The following is a 22,480-nucleotide window of genomic DNA, read 5'->3' as shown; positions in this document are numbered from 1 at the left end:
TGCCCGGCCGCGCGTCCACCGTGCGCGCGACCGGCCCGGCTGCCGCCGACCGGTCAGGCCGCAGGCGTCTCCAGCGGCGCCGCCGTGCCCGCGAACGCCGTGGCGTCGTCGCCCACGAGCAGCGTGGCAGGCACCGCCAGCGTCCGCAGGGCGCGCCCCAGGCGGGCGTCCCGCAGGTCCGGCCGCACGACGTCGTCGGCTGGCCCTGTCGGGGCCTGGACGGCCTCCTGGGCAGCTCCGGGGGTGGTGCCGTGCGGCTCCTCCCCGGGCCGTCCCGCCGACGGGTCCTCGGGCAGCTCGCGGACGGCCGCGAGGACCAGGTTGCCGTAGCGGCGCCCCTTGAGGATCGCGGGCTCGGCGACCGCGGCGAGCCGGCCCGAGGCCGCGGCGTCCGGACCGAAGGCGCGGGCAAGGCTCGCGACCTCGCGGCGGGCCGTGGTCAGGGGCGGCTTGTCGGCACAGTTCACCAGCAGGATGCCGCCCGGCCGGAGCACGCGGTGGGCCTCGGCGGCGAACCCGGTGCCCACGAGGTGAGCGGGCGTGCGGTCCCCCGCGAAGACGTCGCGCACCACCACGTCGTAGGACTCGTCACGGGCGGACGCGAGCGTGCGCCCGGCGTCGTCGGCGCGCAGGCGGAGCAGCGGCGAGCGCGGCAGGGCGAACCACTCCCGGACGAGCTCGAGCAGCCGGGCATCGAGATCGACGCCGAGCTGACGGGAGCCGGGACGCTCGTGCTCGACGTGCCGGGCGAAGGCGCTGCCGGCCGCGCCGAGGTGCAGCACCCGGAGCGGGCCCGGCGGGAGCAGCGCCACGAAGGCGGCCATCTGCTGCATGTACTCGAAGTCGAGGAAACCCGGGTCCGCGAGGTCGAGGCTGGAGCTGGGCACGCCGTTGACGTGCAGCGTCACCCGCTGCGGAAAGTCGGGGTCGCGGATCACCTCGGCGGTGCCGGTGTCGATCGGCACGGGGCCGTCGGGCAGCTCGGCGGGGAGTGTCAGTGGTGCGGAGGAGGATGGGCGGCGTCGGGTGGAGCGGCGGGCCATGGGGACAGTGTCTCCCGGGTTCGCGCGGCGCTTGACAGGATAGAACGTATGTTCGATAGTGTCGCACAAGGGGTTCGATCGGAGGTTCGGGATGGGCACCATGCACTCTCAGGGCGCGCGGGACGTTGTCTCCGCGCGAATGCTCGTGCCGCGCGCGGTTCCGCCGGGCGTCAGCGCTCTGCTGCGCAAGGCGGACGCGGAGCTGGCCGAGGCAGCGCGTTCGGCCGACCCGGGGGACCGGTTCGTCCACGCGCACCTCGCGGCGATCCGCTCGGCCGCCGCGGTCGTGGCGCTCCGTGGGCGTCCGTCGGCGCGCTCCGGCGCACGGACGGTGTGGGACATGCTCGCGCACGCCGAACCGGATCTGGCAGCCTGGTCCGGCTACTTCGCGTCGGGGGCGCCCCTGCGGGCGGCTGTCGACGCGGGCCGCCCGGAGCAGGTCGAGCCCGCCCGTGCGGACGAGCTGCTGGCGTGCGCCGAGGACTTCCGGGACGAGGTGGCGATGCTCGTTGACCCGCAGGCCGGGTTCTCTGCGCAGCGCCTGACCCTGGTGCCCGAGGCGTCCTAGCAGAATGTGCGCGGCGGGGCGGTCGCGTCCCGTCCGGGTGACACCCGGAGCACCGAGCAACAGCAAGAACGGAGCACGTTCGTGAGCAAGGGGCCGCGGTCAGCGGCGGCGAGACGTCACTGGGGTTCGGACGAGTCCGGCTGCTCGGTGCTGCACCTGGACATGGACGCGTTCTTCGCGTCCTGCGAGCTGGCCCGGCGGCCGGAGCTGCGCGGGCTGCCGGTGATCGTCGGCGGGCAGGATCGTGGGGTGGTGCTGGCCGCCACCTACGAGGCCCGCGCGTACGGTGTGCGGTCCGCGATGCCGATGACGCGGGCGCGTCTGCTGTGCCCGCAGGCCACGGTGATCCCGCCCGACCAGACCCTGTACCACGACGTGTCCCGGTCGGTCATGGGCCTGCTCCAGGAGGTCACGCCGCTCGTGGAACAGATCAGCGTGGACGAGGCGTTCCTCGACGTGAGCGGCGCCCGACGGCGGCTCGGGCCGCCCACTGTGATCGGAGCCGAGCTGCGCCGTCGCATCGAGGCGGAGCACGGCGTGACGGCGTCGGTGGGCATCGCCCGGAACAAGTTCGTGGCAAAGCTCGCCTCGACGCACTCCAAGCCCGACGGGCTGATGCTCGTGCCCGCGTCGGCCACGGTGGACTTCCTGCACACGCTGCCCGTCGGCGCCCTGTGGGGCGTCGGGGAGAAGACCGAGAAGGCCCTCGCCGCGTGGGGCATCACCACCGTGCAGGAGCTGGCGCACACGGACCTGGCGAGTCTGCAGACCGCCGTCGGCCGGGTGAGCGGTGCACACCTGCACGACCTGTCGTGGGGGCGCGATCCTCGCCCTGTCGTGCCCGAGCACCGTGAGCACAGCATCGGTGCCGAGACCACCTTCGGCACCGACCAGGACGACACGGTCGCGGTGAGCCGGCGGGTGCTGGAGCTGTCCGACCGGGTTGCCGCTCGCATGCGGCACCAGGGTGTGATGGCGCGCACGGTGTCCGTGAAGGTCCGTTCGAGCGACTTCGCGACATTCACCCGATCGCGAACACTGGACGGCCCTACCGACGTCGCCCGAGAGATCTACCTGGTCGCGCGGGAGCTCGTCGCGGGGGTGGATCTGGGTGGTCTGCCGGTGCGGCTGGTCGGCGTACGGGGTGAGAATCTCCAGCAAAGAGACGGATCCGTGCAGCAGCCGACGCTCGAGGAGTCGGTCGATCCACGCTCCGGAGCCCAGCGCGAAGCCGAGCTCGCGCTCGACGCGGTGCGTGAGAAGTTTGGAAAAACTGCGATCGACCTGGGTGTACATCACAAGAACGGCACGCATCGATACTGATCTGGCCCTATAGTCGCTGGTATGCCCGGGATGTCGACTACCAACGACGGCCGGGTCGTCCTATCCTGGAAGGGACACTGTTCCTTTGCGAGATCCGGGGGTCTCGATGCCTCTGTCCGAGTACGAGCAGCGGGTGCTGGAGCAGATGGAGCGTGCTCTGACGTCAGACGACCCGCGGCTTGCAAATACGCTTCAGTCCACAGGTCGGGGTAACGCGCTGCGCTATGTGCTGTCCGGGGCCGGCGTTGTCGTCGGCCTGCTTCTTCTTGTTGTCGGTGCGGCAACGTCACAGACCTGGCTCGGTGCCATCGGCTTCGTGCTGATGTTCGCTGGTGTGGTCTTCGCGTTCCTCGGACCGCGCAAGAAGCAGCAGGACGGTCCGGTCGGCGTCGTCGGCGAAGACGGCACGGTCCAGCCGCCGCCAGGGGGAGCTCGTAAGCCCCGAAAGCGGCAGGGTGGCCGCTCAGGCGGCTTCCTGGCCAGCCTCGAAGAACGCTGGGAGAACCGGCGTAATGAGGGCGGTCGCTAGCCGACCGACCGATGTCGGTGGTCCGGTACCGGACCACCGACCCATGTGCGCGTCAGGCACAGCGCTACGTGCCTGACGGGCCACATGAACAGGAGCCGGGCCCCGCTGGGGCCCGGCTCCTGTTTGTTCGCACCCGTCTCGTGTGACCGGCACCCGTCGCACCTGACCAGCACGAGCTGGTCAGGGCTTGCTGCGCGCCAGGACCTCGGTCAGCTCCGTCGTCACGGTCGTGGTGAGCTCCTCGAGCTCCTCGGCCGTGGGCGGCGTCGAGTGCCGGGCGTAGCGCTCCTCCTCCGCGGCGTCGGCCAGCGCGGTGAGACGCTCCGCGACGTCGTCGGGCAGGGGCGCGCCCGTGCGGGTGCGGACCTCGTCCGCGATAGCGGCCGGCGCCCTCCGCAGCGTGATCGACGGGCCGAGCCGGACGTCCTGCTCCGCGAGCAGCGCCAGGACGCGGGACCACGCCCGTTCTGGGTCGAGCACCTCCGCCTCGGTACGTCGGCGCAGCAGCAGCCAGGCGGCGCCGGCGAGTACGCCGAGCGCGATGATCACTGCGACCGCCCAGGCCCAGCCGGGCAGCGTCTGGTCGGACACGTTGTCGGTCGTGGCGCCGGGCGTGGCTGCCGGTTCCGACTGCTCGGCGTTCTGCGTCGGCTGCTGCGTCGGCACCTCGTTGGCGCGCGTGGGTGTGGGGGCGGCGCTGGGTGCGTTGTCGACGCCCGGGTTCGCGTACGCGGGGAGCGGGCCGGTCTGGACCTGCGGTGTCGGCTCGAACCGGACCCATCCGACCGTCGGGAAGTAGATCTCGGGCCAGGCGTGCGAGTCCTGGCCCGTGACCCGGTACCCGCCCTGGCCGTCAGGCCGGCCGGGCAGCCATCCGATGCCGATCCGCGCGGGGATGTCGAGGCTGCGCGCCATCACCATCATGGACAGGGCGTACTGCGTGCAGTAGCCCTCCTTGTTCTGCAGGAAGTCCCAGACGGTGTCGGACGAGCCCCGGTAGTCGGCGTCCGGGTCGTACACGAACCCGGCGCCGGACCGCAGGTGGTTCTGCAGCGCGACCGCCGCGTCGAACCGGGTGGGCGCGTCGCCGGCGACGTCCTGGGCGTAGGCGGCGATCTGGTCCCGATGCTCGGTGTCGGGCACCTCCGTGTAGCCGGCGGACCGCGGATCCCCGGACATCGGCGCGCTGCGCAGTCGCTCCGGTGTGAGCTGGCGGTCGAGGATCTCCATCGTGTACGGAGCTCCGGCCTCCGCACCGTCGGAACCGCGAACCTCGTCGCGGAGCGCGTCGTAGGCCCAGTCACCGCTGACGTCGACGGTGCGGGGCTCGAGCGGCAACGGCAGCTCGGCGCCGGTGAGCTGGCCGATCCGGACGTCCATCCGCCGGCGGTCGCCCACCGCGCTCTCGCCCTCGGGCGCGAGGACGGTGGTCGGGTCGAACTCGGCCATGCCGCCGTCGGGTACCGAGCGGCGCGTCTGGACGCCGTCGAACGCTGTGAGGGTCATGACCCGCAGCGGACCCGCCGGGTCGTCGTCGGCCATCGTGTACGTGAGCACGGTGCTGGTGGAGCGAGCGCTCAGGGGCTGACGCATGTCGAGCTCGGAGGACAGCTCGACGGTGTCGGACGGCGTGGAGATCAGCTGGCTCCACGTCCCGGCCAGCGCGGGGAGCGCGGCCATGCTGGTGGCGACGCCGAGCGACGTGGCCGCGACCGCCGCGGCCGTGACGGCGGTGATCCAGGAACGGAACCGCTGCGCGCGGCGGACCGCCGCGGAGTCGGACTCGCTGTGCCGGCCGGGGGTCACGCCCACCGGGTCGACGGTGAGCAGGAGGAGCATCGCCGTCACGCTGATGACGAAGACCTGCCACGGCACCTCGCCGATCAGCGTGAGGGGAGGGGTCCACAGGAGCAGCAGGGGCACACCGGCGAAGCCGGGCATGCGGGCGCCGGCGAGCGAGTCCACCACGAGCAGCACCAGCAGCGTGCCGCCCACGGCGACCATGCTGATGGCCTCGTCCGGACCGACCGGAGCGACCTCTGTGCTCATGGTCTCGGTCGCCTGGCGGAACCGTTCGAGGACCTGGTCCAGGGCGTCGGGACCGACGAACGGCTCGAACCGCTGGCCGGGACCGCCGTAGCGGGCCAGCACGTACCAGATGGCGACGACCACGCCGGCGGCCGTCGCGACGAACGAGGCGCTGCCTGATGCGCGGTCGGCGGCCCGGTCGGCGCTCGGCCCCTGGCCGGCGGCCCGCCGGACGGCGGCGCGGTCCACGGCCGCCCGGAGCAGGAGATACCGCACCACACAGCTGGTGGTCGACACGAGGATGACGCCGGTGGTGCCCGCGGTGAGCCAGGGCCCGGGGTCGACGACCAGGGTGAGCGCGTGCATCGACGCGATGACGGCGATGGCGACCAGGACACCGGAGGCGACGGTGCGGACCAGCGGTCCGCGGTGTGCGGGGATCACAGCGCACGCTCCGCGAGCAGGGCCCAGGCGCGTTCCGGGTCGGTCCGGGCCTCGGACGTGCTGACGTGCCAGCCCGACGTGCGCAGCTCGGCGGCGGTCTCGTCCATCTCGTGCTGGAACCGGGCTCCCCGGGGGGCGACCAGGAGCGCCCAGCACGTGCCCTCGGCGCCCAGGGCCGCGAGGTTGTGGCGGGCGTCGGGGTCGTGCGGGCCGAGCACCGCTATGACGATCTCGCCGGGTGTCCGGGCGAGCCGGAGCGCACGCGCGGTGGTGCTCGTCGCCTGGTGTCCCTCGGCGGCCCCGCGGTGCCCGCGGATGTCGACGCACGCGTCGAGCAGGGCGCCCCGGCTCGCGCGCGTCGTCGCGAACCGCTCACTCTCGAGCCGGGGAGCCACGGAGGTCGTCAGGAGGCGCGTCGGGTGACCGGCGTCGAGGAACGACGTGGCGATCGAGGCGGCGAGCTCCACGGCCCACTCGCCGTCGTCCACCGCCGCGGGGCGTCGCATGCTCCCGGACTCCTGCGAGTGCGGCAGCAGCGAGCGGTCGAGCAGGATCGTGACCGGGCGCACCCCTGCGCTCTCGTCGGCCCGGACCATGAGCTGGCCGCGGCGAGCGGCACTCGCCCAGTGGACGCGGCGGGGGTCGTCGCCCGCCACGTACTCGCGCAGCACCGAGTCGTCGGAGGACTGGAGGCGGGCGCCGGTGGCCGAGTGGTCGACGTCGCCCACCGACCGGGTGCGTACCGCGAGCTCGACGGTGCGCGGCCACACGGGCACGTGCGTCGCACTGCCGAGCGGCTGGGTCGCGCGGACCAGGCCGAACACGTCGGTGCGGGTGGTCAGCAACGGGCCGAGCGACCAGCGCCCGCGCCGCGTGGGGGTCAACGAGTAGTGCACGGAGATCCGGTCGGCGCGGGCCGACACGCGGGCGCGGATGCCCTGGTGGCCCGCGAGCTCGTGCGCCGCCTGCTCGGAGAGCCGCAGCCGGGACAGCCGCTCGTACGCGGCGCCGCTGGCCTGCTGCGCGGCGACCAGCAGGCTCACGTCCGCCGTCCGGTCGCGGACGACCGGGTTCGGGGACACCGAACGGGTCACGTGCAGGGCACCGCGCCCGGACTCGAGCCGCTGGGTCCCGATCGCCACCCAGGCCACCGCCACGGCGAGCAGCGCGGCGGCGCCGAGCCCGACGACGTCGGGCAGCGTGAGCACCAGGCCGAGAGGGACCAGCGCACCGCCCAGGCAGGCCGCTCCGATGCCCCGGGGGGTCAGCCGGACCCGGCTGATCCGGACGAACGTGTCGCGCCACCTCATGTGCTTGCCGTCCTGGCCGGTCAGAACGTGCGCCGGTCGGCGGGCTCGAGCGCCGGCACGGGTGTGCGCTGCACGAGCTCGTCCACGAGCGTCTCCGGTGTCACACCGCTGAGGCGTGCCTCGGTGGTGAGGATGAGCCGGTGCGCCAGGACGGGCCGGGCGAGCCGCTGGATGTCGTCGGGCAGCACGTGGTCGCGACCCGCCATGGCGGCGATCGCCTTGGCAGCGCGCAGCAGCTGGAGCGACGCACGGGGCGAGGCGCCGAGGCGCAGCCCCGGGTGCTCGCGGGTCGCCCCGACCAGGGCGACCACGTACCGCTTCACCGACGGCGACGCGTAGAGGGACCGGGCGAGCTGGGAGAACCGCAGCATCGAGCGACCGTCGGTGACGGCCTGCAGGTGCGCCAGCGGGGAGCTGGCCTCCTGCCGGTCGAGCATGCGGATCTCGGCGTCGGCGTCGGGGTAGCCGACGGTGATGCGGGCCATGAACCGGTCCCGCTGCGCCTCGGGCAGCGGATAGGTGCCCTCCATCTCCACGGGGTTCTGCGTGGCGACCACGAGGAACGGCCGCGGGAGCTGGTGGGTGGTGCCGTCCACGGTGGTCTGGCCCTCCTCCATGCACTCCAGCAGCGCCGACTGCGTCTTCGGAGAGGCCCGGTTGATCTCGTCGCCGATCACGATGTTGCTGAACACCGGGCCGGGCCGGAACTCGAACTCGTGGCTGCCGGTGCGGAAGATGTTGACGCCGGTCAGGTCGCTCGGCAGCAGGTCGGGCGTGAACTGGATGCGGCCCACATGACAGTCGATGCTGCGGGCGATCGCCTTGGCGAGGGTCGTCTTGCCGACGCCGGGCACGTCCTCGACCAGCAGGTGACCTTCGGCCAGGAGGACGGCGAGGGTGATGTCGGCGAGCCCTGGCCGGCCCGTCACGACCGACTCGACCGCTCCGCGGACGCGAGCCATGGTTTCCACCAGCTCGTCGAGCGCACCCGGCCCGGGCGCCGCCTGCGGGGCGGCCCCGCCGCTGTAGTGAGTATCCGCGAGGCCGGGCGCGGCGGGTTCCGTGTGCACAGGTGGAGACCTCCATCAGGGCCGAGCTAACAGGCCGGGGTTTCTGGCGCATGGACGCGCCGAGACGGGAGCCGGGCGGCTGGCGCTGGCCGGCTGGTCCAGCCTAGTAGAGATGTAAAGCACTCTGTTGTATGCATCACGCGGTCTTCACAGAACCCAGAAACTGGTTTTCCCTGCCGGATCGGCCCTCTACCGGGCCTGAGGACCGTTGCGGGAGCACGGATCGACGTCGGCTACTCCGACATTCCACGCCACGCCGGACATGAATTCCCTCCACTTGCTCTTTACCTCTTTGACCTGCGCATTGAGGGCCTGTGGGTAGTTCTCCCCATCGTTTTTCCGAGTGGGGTGGTGGAAAGTGGAGTAGCGTGGAGCGTGCGGGAGCGAGAGGAGGTGCTGGCCCATGACTGCGATGGCAGAAGGTTTCGCGGGTCTGGGCCTGCTCCTCGGTACGTACACCCCGAAGCTGGACGAGAAGGGCCGGTTGATCCTTCCCGCCAAGTTCCGGGGGCGTCTGTCCAGCGGTCTGGTCATGACCAAAGGGCAGGAGCGGTGCCTCTTCCTTCTCCCGATGGACGAGTTCCAGCAGATCTATACCCAGATCCGGCAGGCGCCGGTGACGAGCAAGGCTGCACGGGACTACACGCGAAACTTCCTGGCGGGAGCGAGCGACGAAGTACCGGACAAGCAGGGCCGGGTCTCCATCCCGACACACCTGCGTGAGTACGCCGGCCTGGACCGCGAAGTGGTCGTGATCGGGGTCGGTAGCCGCGTGGAGGTGTGGGACGCACAGGCCTGGTCGACATATCAGGAGCAGACCGAACCCGACTACATCGATCAGGCCGAGGAGATCTTCCCCGGGCTGAGCTTTTAGAGGGGCTTCCAGGGCAGGGCGAGGCGGTAGGCCGTACGGCCAGGCCTCCTCCCGCAGGATCCGGCGCACTTCCCCGCCGCCGGAACCGTGCGGAGGGAGACCTGACCGGACGGCCCTCTCCCGTAGGACCGGCCGGTTCAGCGGTACGGCAGGTGCAGGGCCACAGCAGGGAACGACGCACGAAAGGAGACACCGATGAACGCGACCGACGACCGTCCAGGTACTCACAGCGACGCCGCCGACCGACACCTCCCGGTGCTGCTCCAGCGGTGCGTCGACCTGCTCGCGCCGGCGCTCGCCGAGCCCGGCTCGGTGCTCGTCGACTGCACGCTCGGCATGGGGGGCCACACCGAGGCCGTCCTGGAGCAGGTCCCGACGGCCCGCGTGATCGGCATCGACCGCGACCCGCAGGCGCTCGCCCTCGCGGGCAAGCGGCTGGCCCGGTTCGGCGAGCGGTTCACTCCGGTGCACGCGGTGTACGACGAGATCGTCGAGGTGGTCGACGAGCACGCCGGTGGTGCCGTGCAGGGCGTGCTCATGGACCTCGGCGTCTCCTCGCTGCAGCTCGACGAGGCCGAGCGGGGCTTCGCGTACGCGCAGGACGCACCGCTCGACATGCGGATGGACTCCACCCAGGAGCTGACGGCGGCGGACGTGCTCAACACGTACGACGAGCGCGACCTCGCGCGGATCCTGCGGGAGTACGGCGAGGAGCGGTTCGCCGGCCGGATCGCGAAGGGCATCGTCCGGCGTCGGGCGGAGCGGCCGTGGGACCGCAGCGCCGAGCTCGTCGACCTGCTGCGGGCCAGCATCCCCGCGGCCACGCGCAAGACGGGTGGCCACCCGGCCAAGCGCACGTTCCAGGCACTTCGGATCGAGGTGAACGGCGAGCTCGAGGTGCTCGAGCGCGCTGTGCCCGCCGCGATCGAGGCGCTCGCCGTGGACGGCCGGATCGTCGTGGAGTCGTACCAGTCCCTGGAGGACCGGATCGTCAAGCGTGCCATCGCGCAGGGCACGACGTCGTCCGCGCCGTCAGGGTTGCCCGTGGAGCCGGAGACGCACCGGCCCTACCTCGAGGCGCTGACCCGGGGTGCGGAGGAAGCCGACGCCGAGGAGCTGGAGCGCAACCCGCGTTCCGCGTCGGTCCGGCTCCGCGCCGCCCGGCGTCTGCGCCCCACGCCTGACCACCTGCGAAACCGCACCACCAAGCACCACACCGCGAAGGAGGACCGCCGATGAGTGCCACGACCGCTGCGACGGCCCGCGCCGCCCGTCCCGCCGAGCTGCCCCGTACCCGCCGCGCCCCGCTGACCGCCATCTCGGGGGGTGCCGGCCAGCGCGGCCGCCGCCTCGATGCCGTCCGCGCGCCGCTGCACGCGAAGAGCCGCGTGCCCTTCCTCGTGCTGTGCGCCACCCTGATGATCGTCTCGCTCGTGGCGGTGCTGGTCCTGAACACGACGCTCGCCCGGGGTTCCTACGAGATGTCCCAGCTGCAGGGTGAGGTCGCGCAGACGGCACAGGACGTGCAGGGCCTCCAGGAGGACCTGAGCGCGGCCGAGACGGACCTGCCGGAGAAGGCCCGCAGCCTCGGCATGGTCCCGGCGGAGAACCCGACGATGGTCAGTCTCCGAACCGGCAAGGTGGTGAAGGGAGCGGGTCAGTGACCCGGCAGACGCCGGGTCCGGACCGGCAGCGCACCCCGAGCGGGCGCGCTGCCGGACCCCGTTCCGCTCAGCCGCGCGCTGCGCAGCCGCGGTCCGCCCAGCCCGCTCGCGGCGACGGCAAGTCCCGCCAGGGCGCGGCTCCGCAGCGCAAGCAGGGCGCGACCGCCCAGCCGCAGAAGGCCCGGGCCGGCCAGGCCCGGCCCAAGAAGGCCCAGCCCAAGACCCAGCCGAAGAAGACCCAGCCGAAGAAGACCCAGGCGCGTGCGACCAGCACGCGGCTGGGCTTTCAGGCGCCCGAGGGCGGCCGCAAGGGCGCCGGCCAGAACCGCCCTGCCCCGGCCCCCGCCCGCTCCCGGGTGGCCCGCCCGCTGCCGCCGCGGCCCGGCCGGCCGGAGATCCGGCAGCGCTGGCTCGTCGGCATCGCGGCGGTGGTGGTGGTGATCTTCCTGGTGCGTCTCTTCCACGTGCAGCTCATCGAGGGGCCGAGCCTCGCCGCGGAGGCCGAGGCGGCCCGCACCGCCACCGCCGTGACCCCGGCGCACCGCGGTGACATCACCGATGCCAACGGCGTGGTGCTCGCGACGTCGGTGGACCGGTACACGGTGATCGGCGACCCGGTGGCGATCAAGGACTTCCGCGGCTCGTCGCGCGGGGTGGAGGACGGTGCGCTCGGCATCGCCCAGCAGCTCTCGCCCATCCTCGACATCCCGAAGAACGAGCTCGCGGCCAAGCTCGTCGGCGAGTCCCGCTACAAGGTGCTCGCCAAGAACGTGGTGCCCGAGGTGCAGCGGGCCATCGCCGACCTGGAGATCCGTGCGTACGTCCGGACCGACCTCACCTCGCGGCGCACCTATCCGTCAGGCACGGTGGCGGGCTCGCTCGTCGGCTTCGTGGACGACGAGCAGACCGGCCAGGGCGGTATCGAGAAGGCGTACGACGACCTGCTGGCCGGCACCGCGGGCTCGGACACGTACGAGCGCAGCCTCGACGGCCTGCGGATCCCAGCAGCCGGGCAGGAGTCCGTCCCCGCGGTGCCGGGCAAGGACGTCCAGCTCACCCTGGTGCACGACATCCAGTGGAAGGCGCAGGACGCCATCGACGAGGCGAAGCGGAGCAGCGGCGCCGAGTACGGCATGGCGATCGTGCAGGACGTGCGCACGGGTGAGATCGTGGCGCTCGCCGACTCGGGCGCGGTGAACCCGAACGACCGGTCGACGTCGGCGGTCGCGGGTGGCTCGCGCGCGGTCAAGGACGTCTTCGACCCGGGCTCGACGGGCAAGGTGATCACCATGGCGGCCGCCCTTGAGGGTGGCTACTGGACCCCGAACAGCCGGTTCACCGTGCCGGACAGGTACACGGCGCCGAACGGCCAGACCTTCCGCGACTCGCACGACCACCCGGTGCAGCGGCTCACGCTGACGGGGGTCCTGGCGCAGTCGTCGAACACCGGGACCGTCCAGGCGGGGGAGAAGATCCCCCTGGAGGAGCGGCAGGAGTACCTGGAGAAGTTCGGCTTCGGTCAGCCGACCGGCCTGGGCCTGCCGGGCGAGTCGGTGGGCCTCATGCCGCCGGACGACGTCGCCGACTGGGACGGCCGCACGCAGTACGCGGTGCTGTTCGGGCAGGGCCTGTCCGTGAACGCCATGCAGGCCACCAGCGTGTTCTCGACGGTGGCGAACGGTGGCGTGCGGATGAAGCCGACACTGTTCGCGGGCTCCATGAGCCCGGACGGCACGGTCACGCCGGCCGAGCGCGAGCCGGGGGAGCGCGTCGTCTCGGAGGAGACCGCGGACACCGTCGTCGAGATGATGGAGGCGGTGACCGAGGACGGCGGGACCGGGACGAACGCCAACGTCCCGGGTTACCGGGTGGCCGGCAAGACCGGTACCGCGCAGATGCCGACGGGGAGCGGTTGGACCTACATGGCGTCGTTCATCGGCGTCGCGCCGGCCGACGACCCCCGGTACACCGTCGCCGTCTTCCTCAAGAGCCCGAAGAGCTCCATCTTCGGTGGCGACGTCGCGGCCCCGGTGTTCAGCGACGTCATGGGGTTCACCCTCCAGAAGATGGACGTGCCGCCCAGCGAGCGGGACACGCGGCGCCTCAAGACCGAGTGGTGACCCGGACGGTCACGCGCTCGTGATCTCCACGGTGCTGCCCAGCGTGGCCGTCAGGATCGACTCGATGGAGAACCTGGTGGCCTCCGCGAGGTCGACCGCGTCCGGGTCGAGCAGCCACTGCAGCTGAAGACCGTCCATGACGGCGATGACGGCGTTGGCCGCGCGCTCGGCCTCGCCGTCGGGCAGCTGTACGTCGCGCTCGGTGGCCAGTGCGAGCACCGCCTGCGAGATCTCGCCGCGCAGCACCGAGAACCGGTGCGCCACCCAGGTGGACGCCGGGTGACCGTCGGTCACCGACTCGCCCGTGAGCACGGCGTACGCCTGCACGATGCCGCGCCGGTCGGCGTTCAGGCGTGCGGTGGTGACCAGGTGCCGGAACAGGTCCATGCCACCGGGGATGTGCTTGCCCTCGAGGTGCTGCACGTCCACGCGGTCGCGGTACTCGAGCACCTCCCACAGCAGCTTGTCCTTGCTGCCGAAGTGGTGCAGCACCCCGGCGTGGGTGATGCCGACCTGCGCGGCGACGTCCACGAGCGAGCCCTGGTGGTAGCCCTTCGAGCCGAACACCCGCGTGGCGGCGGCGAGTATCTCCTCCCGCCGGTGGGCGCGGGTGGGTCGCTTGGCCTTCGGGGCAGCCTGCTCGATCGCTTCGGACATGCCCCTACGATACGGGTGAACGGGCTTACTAACCAGTAAGTAAGTGTGGTTGAATGCGTGGCAGCCGTCCGACGCTGAACGGAGAACACGTTGTCATCGCAGGCCATTACGCCGCAGGTCATCGCCATGCAGACCATCGCCCCGGAGCCCGAGCTGCTCCGCATCCTCGACGAACTGTCCGCCGAGGAGAAGGTGTCGCTCGTCGTGGGCGCCTCCATGTGGGCGACCACCGCAGTGCCACGCCTCGGGCTGGAGCCGGTGGTGATGTCCGACGGCCCGGTCGGCGTGCGCGGCCCGGACGGTGGGACCTCGGCGATGTTCCCCGCGCCGTCCGCGCTGGCGGCCACCTGGGACCTGGACCTCGCGCGCCGGTCGGGTGCCCTGTTCGCCGCCGAGGCGAAGCGGCACGGTGTCGACGTCGTGCTGGCCCCGCAGGTGAACCTGCAGCGCACGCCCGTGGGCGGCAGGCACTTCGAGTGCTACTCCGAGGACCCGCACCTGACCGCCGAGATCGCGGTGGCGCTCGTGGGCGCCGCGCAGGAGCGAGGCGTCGGGATGTGCGTCAAGCACTACGTCGCGAACGACTCGGAGACCGAGCGCACGCGCTACCTCGCGCGCCTCGACGAGCGCACGCTGCGCGAGGCCTACCTGGCTCCCTTCGAGCGGCTCGTGCGCGACGTCGTCCCGTGGTGCGTGATGGGTGCGTACAACGGCGCCGAGACGGGCGGGGTAGCCGCCCGTCTGCTGGAGCACCGCCCCCTGGTGGTCGACCTCCTCAAGGAGGAGTGGGGCTACGACGGCCTGTTCATCAGCGACTGGGTGGCCACCCAGTCCGTGGCACCCGCCGTCCGCGGCGGTCTCGACCTGCAGATGCCCGGGCCCGACGGCGCGTGGGGCGACGGCCTGCTCGACGCCGTCCGCTCCGGCGAGGTCGCGGAGTCCGACCTCGACGACAAGGTGCTGCGCCTCCTGCGGCTCGCCCGCCGCACGGGCCGGCTCACGCTGCCCGACGGCGGCGCGGGCGACGGCACGGGAGACGCCGCGGCGGGAGTCCACGCCGCGATCGACCTCGCCGCCGCGACCGTCGTCGCCGAGCCCTCCGCCGCGCAGCTCCTGCGTGAGCTGGCCGCGCGCTCCGTCGTCGTGCTCAAGGACGACGCGGGGCTGGTGCCGTTCACGCTCGACGGGGCCCGGCCCCTGCGCGTCGCGCTGCTCGGCCCCGCGGCCGTGGAGCCGTTCTTCCAGGGCGGCGGCTCGTCGTTCGTCCACCCCGACCGTCTCACCTACCCCGCCGACGAGCTGCGGGCCGCACTGCCGCAGGGGTCCGAGGTGACGCTGCTGGCCGGCGCCCGCGCCCTGCGCAACCCGCCGGAGCTCGACGTCGACCGGTGCACCGACCCGGAGACCGGCGAGGTGGGTCTGCGCCTGACGGTGCTCGCGGCCGACGGCAGCACCCTCGAGGAGTACACGGCCCACGAGTGGACCGGCTGGCTGCACGACGTCCGCCCCGACGCCGACGCCGTCCGCCTGCGGGCGCAGGTTCGCCTCGACGAGCCGGGCGAGCACCAGCTGGGTGTCGGCACCGTCGGCGTGCACCGGGTGCACGTCGATGGCGCCCGGGTCGCCCAGGGCGACGTCCGCGTGGACGAGGACATCGTGCTCTCCTCGGGGCACAACCACCCGATCGCCGAGGTCGCCACGGCGACCGGCACCGCCGTCCTGGACGCGACGCTCCAGGTGGTGCACGCGGTGGGCTACGGACACTTCGTACGTGCCGCCCTGGTGCACCGGCTGCCCGGCCCGTCCGTGGAGGACGAGCTGGCCGGTGCGGTCGCCGCGGCCGCGGCCGCCGACGTCGCCGTCGTCCTGGTCGGCACCACCGCCGAGGTCGAGTCCGAGGGTTACGACCGCCCCGACCTGGACCTGCCGGGCAACCAGGACGAGCTGGTGCGCCGTGTCGCCGCGGCCAACCCGCGCACCGTGGTCGTCGTCAATGCCGGCGCGCCGGTGCTGCTGCCCTGGCTCTCCGACGTGCCGACGGTGCTGTGGGGCTGGCTGCCGGGCCAGGAGGCGGGCACCGCGCTCGCCGACGTGCTGACCGGTGTCACCGAGCCGTCCGGGCGCCTGCCCTGGACCCTTCCCGCGCGTTTCGAGGACGTCCCGGTGCCGCACGCGCGGCCCGTGGACGGGGTCGTCGACTACGCCGAGGGCACCGACATCGGCTACCGGGCCTGGGAGCGCCGGCTGGAGCCCGGGGCCGACGGCGCCGTGCCGGCCGCGCCGTTCGGGCACGGCCTGGGCTGGACCACCTGGGAGTACGAGGACGCCGTCCTCGCCTGGGGCGAGGCCCACGACGCGCCCGCGACCCTGACCGTCTACGTGACGGTCCGGAACACCGGCCGTCGCGCGGGCCGCGAGGTGGTCCAGGTGTACGTCGAGGCACCCGAGGGCGGCCCGAGCCGCCCCGTGCGGTGGCTCGGCGGCTTCGCGGTGGCCGACGTACCCGCCATGGGGAGCGCCACCGTCCGTGTACCCGTCCCGGCCCGGGCACTGCAGGTCTGGGACCCGCAGGCCAAGGGCTGGGCAACGCCGCCGGGCACCTACCGGCTGCGTACCGGCAGGTCCGTCGCGGACCTGCGACTGACCAACGAGCTGACAGTCCGGCCCGGGGAAGATCCCGGCGCCGGAGCCAGGTGATCACACACCATCCGTCCCGCACACGCGGGAGGAGTGCAAGGAGGCACACCGTGAGGATTCACAAGCACGTCGCCGCGGCCGCAGCCGCGGCAGCCATCGCGCTGCTGGCCACGGCCTGCGGCGGTGGTGGCGGCGGAGGCACCACCGAGACCGAGGGCGGCGGGGAGACCCTGACCGTCGGCATGCCGAACGGCGTCCAGACGGAGAACCACAGCCCGTTCGCCACCGGCTCGTCCGCGCTCTCGCTCGGCTACGCGTTCGTCATCTACGAGCCCCTGATGATGCGCAACCAGGCGCGCCCGTCGGAGGAGCCGTCCCCCTGGCTCGCCGAGAGCGTCGAGTGGAACGAGGACTTCACCGAGGCCGTCATCACGCCCCGCGAGGGTGTGACCTGGTCGGACGGCGAGGAGTTCACCGCCGACGACATCGCCTTCTCGATCCAGCTGCGCATGGACTTCGAGGCGCTGAACGCCGCCGCTCTGCCCTACGACACGGTCGAGACCGACGGCGTCGCCGTCACCGTCTCGTTCACGACCGGGCAGTACGTCAACCAGTCCAAGCTGTACGACCTCGTGATGGTGCCGGAGCACATCTGGGCCGACGTCGAGGACCCGACCACGGACACCAACGCCGACCCGGTCGGCACCGGTCCGTACACCCTGAAGTCCTGGACGCCGCAGGCCGCGACCGTCGTGGCCCGGGACGACTACTGGGGCGGCGAGCCGGCCGTCCCCGAGATCCGCTACTCGTCGTACAACGACAACAACGCCCTGACCACGGCTCTGACCACCGGCGAGGCGCAGTGGGGCTGGACGTTCATCGCCGACTTCGAGAACGTCTACATCGCCCAGGACCCCGAGCACTACCACCAGTACGCGGCCGGCGGCCTCGGTATCGACGTCCTCTACCTGAACAACGAGACCAAGCCGTTCGACGACAAGGCGTTCCGGCAGGCGCTCAACATGGTGATCGACCGCCAGGAGCTCGTCGACGTCGCGACGTCCGGCGTGAACCCCGCGCTGACCAGCGTCACCGGCCTGCCCCTGCCCGCGGGTGAGGAGTTCCTCGCGGCCGAGTACGCCGACCAGGAGTACGAGGTCGACGTCGAGGGTGCCCGCGCCCTGCTCGAGGACGCCGGGTACACCTGGGAGGGCGAGAAGCTCGTCGACCCCGACGGCGAGGAGGTGACGTTCGAGCTGGTGAACCCGGCCGGCTGGAACGACTACCTGACCGCCCTGGACCTCATCAAGAACTCGGCCGCCGAGCTCGGCGCCACCGCGACGGTCAACCCCGTCAACCAGGACGGCTGGTTCGCCGACATCATCCCCGGCGGTGACTTCCAGGCGACCCTCCACTGGACCGACGGCGGCGCCACCCCCTGGGACATGTACGCCGACATCATGGACGGCGCCCAGTACAAGAAGCTCGGTGAGCCGGCCACCTGGAACTTCGGCCGGTTCCAGAACGACGACGCCACACAGGCGCTCGCCGACTACGCCGCGGCGACCGACGACGGCGCGCGTACCGAGGCGCTCGCCACCATCCAGAAGGTCTTCGTCGAGGAGGTGCCGGGCATCGCGATCTGGACCCGCCCGGCCACCGCGCAGTACTCGACGCAGAACTACGTGGGCTGGCCCTCCGAGGAGGACCCGTACAACCAGCCGCAGCCCACCGGGGTGCAGGCCGCCCAGATCCTGATGAACCTCGAGCCTGCGGACGGCTGATGAGTCAGAGCACACCGGTGCTGGCCGCGCACGGCCTCACCAAGCACTTCCGGGCGGGTGGACGCCGCATCGCCGGCCGTCCGCCCGCCCGGGCGATACACGCCGTGGACGGCGTGGACCTCGAGCTCCACCGCGGCCAGGTGCTGGCCGTGGTGGGGGAGTCGGGCTCCGGCAAGTCCACCGTCGCCCGCCTGCTGGCGGGCCTGATCCCGATCACGGACGGCCAGGTCCTGCTGGACGGCGCCGAGGCCCGCGTGCGCGGCCGGCGGGCGTTCCGCGCGTACGTGCGACGCGTGCAGATGATCTTCCAGGACCCCTTCGCGTCCATCAACCCCGTGCACCCCGTGCGCTACACGCTGACCCGCGCGCTGCGCCTGCACCGCCACCAGTCGACGGGGGGCAAGCTGCGGGGCGCCGAGCTGGAGGCGGCCCTGACCGAGCTGCTGGAGCGCGTGCACCTCACGCCCGCCGAGCGGTACGTCGACAAGTACCCGCACGAGCTGTCCGGGGGGCAGCGCCAACGCATCGCCATCGCGCGGGCGCTCGCCGCCGAGCCGGAGGTGCTGCTCGCCGACGAGCCCGTCTCGATGCTCGACGTCTCGATCCGGCTCGGCATCCTCAACCTCCTGGCCGACCTGCGCGACCGGCTCGGCATCGCCGTCCTGTACATCACGCACGACATCGCGTCGGCGCGCTACTTCGCCGACCGGACCACCGTGCTGTACGCGGGACAGGTCATGGAGACCGGGGACAGCGAGTCGGTCACCCAGGAGCCGCTGCACCCGTACACCCGGCTGCTCGTGGCGTCCGCGCCCGACCCGGACGACCTCGCCGGTGCCGGCGCGGCCGCCGTGCGGGACCAGGGGACCGGCGGCGAGCCGCCGAGCCTCGTCGACCCGCCGCCCGGCTGCCGCTTCGCGCCGCGGTGCCCGTACGCGACGGACCTGTGCCGACGCGAGACGCCGGCGCTGCTCGAGGTGGCGCCCGGGCGGGCGGCGGCCTGCTGGGGGTACAGCGAGCGGGAGGACCGGCCAGAGGTGGGGCGGGTCTCCACGAGTTCGGCCAGCGGCGGGGAGGCGGGCGCATGAGGTTCCTGCTGCGCAGGGTCGCGTTCTACGCGCTGACCGCGTGGGCCGCGATCACCATCAACTTCTTCATCCCGCGCATGCTGCCCGGTGACCCGGTCACGGCCCTCCTCGGCCGCATGCAGGGCCGCATCGACTCCCGCGCCGAGCACTCGCTGCGGGTCCTGTTCGGTCTCGACCAGGACACCAGCCTGTGGCAGCAGTACGTCGACTACTGGGGTCTGCTCCTCCGGGGTGACCTGGGCCTGTCGTTCACGCACTTCCCGACGCCGGTCGCGGACATCGTGAGCCAGTCGCTGCCGTGGACGGTGGGGCTTGTCGGCGTGGCGACGGTGATCGCGTTCGTGATCGGCTCGCTCATCGGCACGTTCCTCGGGTGGCGCCGCGGCACGTGGGCCGACGGTCTGCTGCCCGTGGCGACGTTCTTCCAGGCCGTGCCGTACTTCTGGCTGGGCCTGATCACCATCGCGGTGTTCTCGGTGAACCTGGGCTGGTTCCCCTCGAGCGGTAGCTACGACCGCGGCATGGTGCCCGCGTTCACCGGTGAGTTCATCGGCTCGGTGATCTACTACGGGTTCCTGCCCGCGCTGACCGTGGTGCTGTCGTCGGTCGCGGGCTGGGTCCTCGGGATGCGCAACATGATGGTGACCGTCTCCTCGGAGGACTACGTCACCGTGGCGCACGCCAAGGGCCTGCCGGAGCGCCAGGTCATGTTCGGCTACGCGGCGCGTAACGCGGTGCTGCCGCAGGTCTCCAGCTTCGCCCTGTCCCTCGGGTTCGTGGTCGGCGGCACGCTGATCATGGAGATGGTCTTCTCCTACCAGGGCATCGGCTACACGCTCTACCAGGCGGTCTCGACCCACGACTACCCGCTGATGCAGGGCTGCTTCCTGGTCATCACGCTGTCCGTCCTCGTGGCGAACATGGTGGCCGACCTCGCCTACGCCCTGCTCGACCCCCGCACCCGGACGGAGGACCGATGAACAACCGGCTGATGTTCCTGCGCAACGGCAAGGTGATCACGGGCCTGGTCATCCTCGGCTTCTTCACGTTGCTGGCGCTGCTCGGCCCGTGGATCGCGCCGTACGACCCGAACCAGGTGAGCGATGCGCTGCTCAGCCCGCCGTCGGCAGCGCACTGGCTCGGGACCGACCACACGGGCCGCGACATCCTGTCGCAGCTCGTGGTCGGCACCCGCGGTGTGCTCGTCGTCGGCCTCGTCGCCGGGGTGAGCGCCACCGTGGTGGGCGTGCTCGTGGGTGTGACCGCCGGGTTCGTCGGCGGCGTCGGTGACGAGTCGCTGTCCGCGCTGTCGAACATGTTCCTCGTGATCCCGCAGCTGCCGCTGATCATCCTGATCGCCGCGCAGCTGCCCTCCGCGGGCGGGCTCACGGTGGCCCTCGTCATCGGCGCCACCGGCTGGGCGTGGGGCGCGCGCGTGCTGCGGGCCCAGACGCTGTCGCTGCGCAAGCGCGACTTCGTGGAGGCGGCCCGGGCCAACGGGGAGCGCACGTGGCGCCTCGTCCTCGTCGAGGTGATGCCCAATCTGACGGCGGTGATCGCCTCCGGCTTCGTCGGCACCGTGACGTTCGCGGTGCTGTCCCAGGTCACCCTGTCGTTCATCGGTATCACGCCGGTCAGCGAGTGGAACTGGGGCACCATCCTGTTCTGGGCGCAGAACAACCTCGCGCTGCAGCGTGGCGCGTGGTGGTGGTTCGTGCCGGCCGGTGCCTGCATCGCCCTGCTGGGCATGGCCCTGACGCTGGTCAACTTCGGTATCGACGAGATCGTCAACCCCCGCCTGCGGTCCACCGGCCTGCACGCGCGTTCGCTGCGTCGCCGGGGCATCCGGCCGCGTGTGGGGTTCACTCCGGTGGTGCGGGAGGCACGGTCATGAGCCAGACGGACACGAGCACGCAGGACGGCACGACGACCACGGAGGCCGGCACGCCGGTGGCGCCGGAGTCGTCGGACCCGGTGCTGGAGATCCGGAACCTGAGCGTCGACTACGGGTTCGGCGACGACCCCACGCACGTGCTGCGGGAGGTCTCGCTCACCCTGAACCGCGGCGAGGTGCTGGGGCTGGCGGGGGAGTCGGGCTGCGGTAAGTCGACCCTCGCCTACGCCGCCACCCGGCTGCTGTCGCCGCCGGGCCTCATCACGGGCGGCGAGGTGTGGCTCACGGGTCGCGACGGCCAGCGCGCGGACCTGCTCTCCCTGTCCGACGCCGAGCTCCGGGCCGCCCGCTGGCGCGACATCGCCATCGTGTTCCAGGGCGCGATGAGCTCGCTCAACCCGGTGTTCCGGGTCGAGCGGCAGCTCATCGACGGCATCCTGGCGCACCGGCCCGGCATGCGGCGGGCCGAGGCCCGGGAGCGGGCGGCGGAGCTGCTGCGGCTGGTCGGCATCTCGGCGGACCGGCTGCGGTCCTACCCGCACCAGCTCTCCGGCGGCATGCGGCAGCGCGTCATGATCGCGATGGCGCTCGCCCTGGAGCCGCAGGTGCTCATCATGGACGAGCCCACCACGGCGCTCGACGTGGTGATGCAGCGCCAGATCCTGGAGCAGGTGATGGAGCTGCGCGAGCGGCTGGGCTTCTCGGTCGTGCTCATCACGCACGACGTGTCCCTGCTGGTCGAGGTCGCCGACCGCATCGCCGTCATGTACGCGGGCGAGATCGTGGAGACGGCGGTCGCGCGGGACGTCTACGCGAAGCCCCGGCACCCGTACTCGGCCGGTCTGCTCGGCTCGTTCCCTCCGCTGCACGGGCCGCGGCGGGAGCTGACCGGCATCCCCGGCGCGCCACCCGACCTCTCGAAGCGCCCGCCGGGCTGCCCGTTCGCGCCCCGGTGCGCGCACGCCATGGACGTGTGCCGGACGGAGCTGCCCGTGCTGGGGCGGACGGCGCAGTCCGAGGAGGGGCGGCTGGTGGCGTGCCACCTGCACACCTCCGGGCTCGTGAACGGTGAGCTGCCGGACCTGCTAGCCCGGTAGCGAGCTGTGGCCGCAGAGACCGACCGGCGGAAGGTGTAGGTCCGCGGGGTGTGTTGCCGTGAGTAGACCTCGTCTACTCACGGCAACACACCCCGCGTGCGTAAACAGTGCCGCCCGCCGACAGCCTGCCGCTAGCCTGACGTGGCTGCTGATTCCGTTGGGCTCGCTGTACACAGGCAGCGTCGGACGGAAAACAGATCAGGACGGAACGTGATGCGCATGGAACAGGCGTTACTTGGCCGACGGTCCGGCGCTTATTCGACTCTCTGCGATGGTGAGCGGGCGTGGTGCGACCCGAGCTGATTCTGATCGGCTACTGGGCAGGTGAGCGGGCTGCGGGTTGGCCATCG

The 22,480-nt window shown here is 72.2% G+C and carries 18 protein-coding genes; 13 read left to right on the top strand and 5 right to left on the bottom strand.

Translation table 11 applies throughout. From position 1 onward, the window contains the following. Positions 1–53: 53 nt before the first annotated feature. A complete protein-coding gene (locus LUU90_RS12635) occupies positions 54–1,043 on the bottom strand; it encodes a spermidine synthase (protein WP_275003783.1) in 990 nt (329 codons plus the stop codon). 100 nt (positions 1,044–1,143) lie between these two features. On the opposite strand from LUU90_RS12635, the gene LUU90_RS12630 reads away from it, so the two are divergent. The 3 genes from LUU90_RS12630 (at position 1,144) to LUU90_RS12620 (ending at position 3,463) form a co-directional block, all read left to right on the top strand. Beyond that, positions 1,144–1,611 (top strand): SAV_6107 family HEPN domain-containing protein, encoded by a 468-nt coding sequence (locus tag LUU90_RS12630; protein ID WP_275003782.1) that lies wholly within the window; start codon positions 1,144–1,146, stop codon positions 1,609–1,611. A gap of 81 nt (positions 1,612–1,692) precedes the next feature. Further along, entirely contained in the window at positions 1,693–2,934 is a 1,242-nt protein-coding gene (locus LUU90_RS12625; protein WP_275003781.1) for a DNA polymerase IV, read from the top strand. 106 nt (positions 2,935–3,040) lie between these two features. After that, positions 3,041–3,463 (top strand): DUF3040 domain-containing protein, encoded by a 423-nt coding sequence (locus tag LUU90_RS12620; protein ID WP_275003780.1) that lies wholly within the window; start codon positions 3,041–3,043, stop codon positions 3,461–3,463. Between the two features lie 180 nt (positions 3,464–3,643). Here LUU90_RS12620 and LUU90_RS12615 read toward each other — a convergent pair whose 3' ends face one another. The 3 genes from LUU90_RS12615 to LUU90_RS12605 are packed head-to-tail and all read right to left on the bottom strand — an operon-like array spanning position 3,644 to position 8,315. Further along, on the bottom strand, positions 3,644–5,935 hold the full coding sequence (locus LUU90_RS12615; protein ID WP_275003779.1) for a transglutaminase domain-containing protein: 2,292 nt from the start codon (positions 5,933–5,935) through the stop codon (positions 3,644–3,646). Further along, positions 5,932–7,245, bottom strand: coding sequence for a DUF58 domain-containing protein (locus LUU90_RS12610; protein ID WP_275003778.1), 1,314 nt, complete (start codon positions 7,243–7,245; stop codon positions 5,932–5,934). Before LUU90_RS12610 ends, LUU90_RS12615 begins: the two co-directional genes overlap by 4 nt. Before the next feature lie 20 nt (positions 7,246–7,265). After that, positions 7,266–8,315 carry an AAA family ATPase gene (locus LUU90_RS12605; RefSeq protein WP_275003777.1) on the bottom strand — a complete coding sequence of 350 codons (1,050 nt, stop codon included), beginning with the start codon at positions 8,313–8,315 and terminating at the stop codon, positions 7,266–7,268. A gap of 403 nt (positions 8,316–8,718) precedes the next feature. Here LUU90_RS12605 and mraZ point away from each other — a divergent pair, with 403 nt between their 5' ends. The 4 genes from mraZ (at position 8,719) to LUU90_RS12585 (ending at position 12,973) form a co-directional block, all read left to right on the top strand. Then, positions 8,719–9,189 carry a division/cell wall cluster transcriptional repressor MraZ gene (gene mraZ, locus LUU90_RS12600; RefSeq protein WP_275003776.1) on the top strand — a complete coding sequence of 157 codons (471 nt, stop codon included), beginning with the start codon at positions 8,719–8,721 and terminating at the stop codon, positions 9,187–9,189. Between the two features lie 195 nt (positions 9,190–9,384). After that, positions 9,385–10,428 (top strand): 16S rRNA (cytosine(1402)-N(4))-methyltransferase RsmH, encoded by a 1,044-nt coding sequence (rsmH, locus tag LUU90_RS12595; protein WP_275003775.1) that lies wholly within the window; start codon positions 9,385–9,387, stop codon positions 10,426–10,428. Further along, a complete protein-coding gene (locus tag LUU90_RS12590; RefSeq protein ID WP_275003774.1) occupies positions 10,425–10,853 on the top strand; it encodes a hypothetical protein in 429 nt (142 codons plus the stop codon). The genes rsmH and LUU90_RS12590 overlap by 4 nt, the downstream gene beginning before the upstream one ends. Further along, positions 10,850–12,973: a peptidoglycan D,D-transpeptidase FtsI family protein gene (locus LUU90_RS12585; protein WP_275003773.1), complete on the top strand. Its 2,124-nt coding sequence runs from the start codon at positions 10,850–10,852 to the stop codon at positions 12,971–12,973. Before LUU90_RS12590 ends, LUU90_RS12585 begins: the two co-directional genes overlap by 4 nt. A 9-nt stretch (positions 12,974–12,982) precedes the next feature. Here the strand turns inward: LUU90_RS12585 and LUU90_RS12580 are convergent, their stop codons facing one another. Next, positions 12,983–13,630, bottom strand: coding sequence for a TetR/AcrR family transcriptional regulator (locus tag LUU90_RS12580; RefSeq protein WP_275003772.1), 648 nt, complete (start codon positions 13,628–13,630; stop codon positions 12,983–12,985). Between the two features lie 126 nt (positions 13,631–13,756). On the opposite strand from LUU90_RS12580, the gene LUU90_RS12575 reads away from it, so the two are divergent. The 6 genes from LUU90_RS12575 to LUU90_RS12550 are packed head-to-tail and all read left to right on the top strand — an operon-like array spanning position 13,757 to position 22,130. Then, positions 13,757–16,327: a beta-glucosidase family protein gene (locus LUU90_RS12575; protein ID WP_275003771.1), complete on the top strand. Its 2,571-nt coding sequence runs from the start codon at positions 13,757–13,759 to the stop codon at positions 16,325–16,327. A 50-nt stretch (positions 16,328–16,377) separates the two neighbouring features. Next, complete coding sequence (locus LUU90_RS12570; RefSeq protein WP_275003770.1) at positions 16,378–18,051, top strand: ABC transporter substrate-binding protein; 1,674 nt, start codon at positions 16,378–16,380, stop codon at positions 18,049–18,051. Continuing rightward, positions 18,051–19,139, top strand: a complete 1,089-nt coding sequence (locus LUU90_RS12565) for an ABC transporter ATP-binding protein (protein WP_275003769.1) — start codon at positions 18,051–18,053, stop codon at positions 19,137–19,139. The genes LUU90_RS12570 and LUU90_RS12565 overlap by 1 nt, the downstream gene beginning before the upstream one ends. Next, a complete protein-coding gene (locus LUU90_RS12560) occupies positions 19,136–20,119 on the top strand; it encodes an ABC transporter permease (RefSeq protein WP_275003768.1) in 984 nt (327 codons plus the stop codon). The genes LUU90_RS12565 and LUU90_RS12560 overlap by 4 nt, the downstream gene beginning before the upstream one ends. Further along, a complete protein-coding gene (locus LUU90_RS12555; protein ID WP_275003767.1) occupies positions 20,116–21,033 on the top strand; it encodes an ABC transporter permease in 918 nt (305 codons plus the stop codon). Before LUU90_RS12560 ends, LUU90_RS12555 begins: the two co-directional genes overlap by 4 nt. Beyond that, complete coding sequence (locus LUU90_RS12550) at positions 21,030–22,130, top strand: ABC transporter ATP-binding protein (protein WP_275003766.1); 1,101 nt, start codon at positions 21,030–21,032, stop codon at positions 22,128–22,130. The genes LUU90_RS12555 and LUU90_RS12550 overlap by 4 nt, the downstream gene beginning before the upstream one ends. Positions 22,131–22,480: the final 350 nt, after the last annotated feature.

The sequence above is a fragment of the Promicromonospora iranensis genome, from assembly GCF_028994775.1.
Lineage (GTDB): Bacteria > Actinomycetota > Actinomycetes > Actinomycetales > Cellulomonadaceae > Promicromonospora > Promicromonospora iranensis_A.
This window is presented reverse-complemented; position numbering and strand designations above follow the sequence as displayed.

Excerpts from the sequence above, each read along its gene's own strand:
- rsmH (WP_275003775.1), top strand. The coding sequence starts at position 9,385 with ATGAACGCGACCGACGACCGTCCAGGTACTCACAGCGACGCCGCCGAC.
- LUU90_RS12550 (WP_275003766.1), top strand. The coding sequence starts at position 21,030 with ATGAGCCAGACGGACACGAGCACGCAGGACGGCACGACGACCACGGAG.
- LUU90_RS12580 (WP_275003772.1), bottom strand. The coding sequence starts at position 13,630 with ATGTCCGAAGCGATCGAGCAGGCTGCCCCGAAGGCCAAGCGACCCACC.
- LUU90_RS12560 (WP_275003768.1), top strand. The coding sequence starts at position 19,136 with ATGAGGTTCCTGCTGCGCAGGGTCGCGTTCTACGCGCTGACCGCGTGG.
- LUU90_RS12630 (WP_275003782.1), top strand. The coding sequence starts at position 1,144 with ATGCACTCTCAGGGCGCGCGGGACGTTGTCTCCGCGCGAATGCTCGTG.
- LUU90_RS12555 (WP_275003767.1), top strand. The coding sequence starts at position 20,116 with ATGAACAACCGGCTGATGTTCCTGCGCAACGGCAAGGTGATCACGGGC.
- LUU90_RS12590 (WP_275003774.1), top strand. The coding sequence starts at position 10,425 with ATGAGTGCCACGACCGCTGCGACGGCCCGCGCCGCCCGTCCCGCCGAG.
- LUU90_RS12575 (WP_275003771.1), top strand. The coding sequence starts at position 13,757 with ATGCAGACCATCGCCCCGGAGCCCGAGCTGCTCCGCATCCTCGACGAA.
- LUU90_RS12610 (WP_275003778.1), bottom strand. The coding sequence starts at position 7,245 with ATGAGGTGGCGCGACACGTTCGTCCGGATCAGCCGGGTCCGGCTGACC.
- mraZ (WP_275003776.1), top strand. The coding sequence starts at position 8,719 with ATGACTGCGATGGCAGAAGGTTTCGCGGGTCTGGGCCTGCTCCTCGGT.
- LUU90_RS12635 (WP_275003783.1), bottom strand. The coding sequence starts at position 1,043 with ATGGCCCGCCGCTCCACCCGACGCCGCCCATCCTCCTCCGCACCACTG.
- LUU90_RS12620 (WP_275003780.1), top strand. The coding sequence starts at position 3,041 with ATGCCTCTGTCCGAGTACGAGCAGCGGGTGCTGGAGCAGATGGAGCGT.
- LUU90_RS12565 (WP_275003769.1), top strand. The coding sequence starts at position 18,051 with ATGAGTCAGAGCACACCGGTGCTGGCCGCGCACGGCCTCACCAAGCAC.